General features: G+C 49.1%; 1 protein-coding gene. It reads right to left on the reverse strand.

Annotated elements, in window-relative coordinates:
• Nucleotides 1-744: methyl-accepting chemotaxis protein (locus tag R7Z49_RS24665; RefSeq protein ID WP_318112326.1), on the reverse strand; the 744-nt coding region annotated here is incomplete at both ends.

The raw sequence follows: 744 nt of genomic DNA on the forward strand, positions 1-744 counted from the left end.
TGCTCAATGGTCGAGTGCGTAATGGTGCTGATGTGATTGTTCACGTGTTCGATGCTGCTTTCGAGTAAAGACACACTCTCATTCACTTGTTGCACGGATTCAAACGTGTCGTCACTGGCTTGTTTGCTCTTCGCCATGCTTTCTACTGAGAAACGGGTTTTCTCGCCAATTTGGTCCAACAGTTTGCTGATGTTCTCGGTAGCTTCTTGGCTGCGCTGCGCCAAATCACGCACTTCAGAAGAGACAACCGCGAAGCCGCGACCATGTTCGCCCGCACGAGCGGCTTCAATTGCTGCGTTAAGGGCTAATAAGTTGGTTTGTTCAGAAACGCTGTTGATGGTCTCGACTATTTGGCCAATGCTCTGCGTGTCGTTCGCCAATTCTGCCATGCATTGTTCAGTGGCGTTGATTTGCTCCAACAAGCTTTGCACGGAGCGGTAAGACAATTCACTTTGGGTCTGGCAGTCGACCACTTTGTTATTCATGGTTGTGGTGTCACCCATTGCGCGCTCTGCGGACTGAGCGATTTCCACACTCGATTGTGCGAGTTCAGTCATCGCGGTTGCGATGTTGTCGCACTTCGCGATGGTAGAGCGGCTACTGCTATCAAGATCTTGCGCAGATTCAACAATGTTTTGTAGTCGATTTGAGCTCTCGTTATTGGTCTTAGTGACGTCAAACAGCAGCTTTCTGAAGTTAGAGATCAAGGCATTAATGCTGTTCGAGATGGAAGCGATTTCATCT

This window comes from Vibrio sp. 1562, assembly GCF_033340155.1.
Classification (GTDB): domain Bacteria; phylum Pseudomonadota; class Gammaproteobacteria; order Enterobacterales; family Vibrionaceae; genus Vibrio; species Vibrio alginolyticus.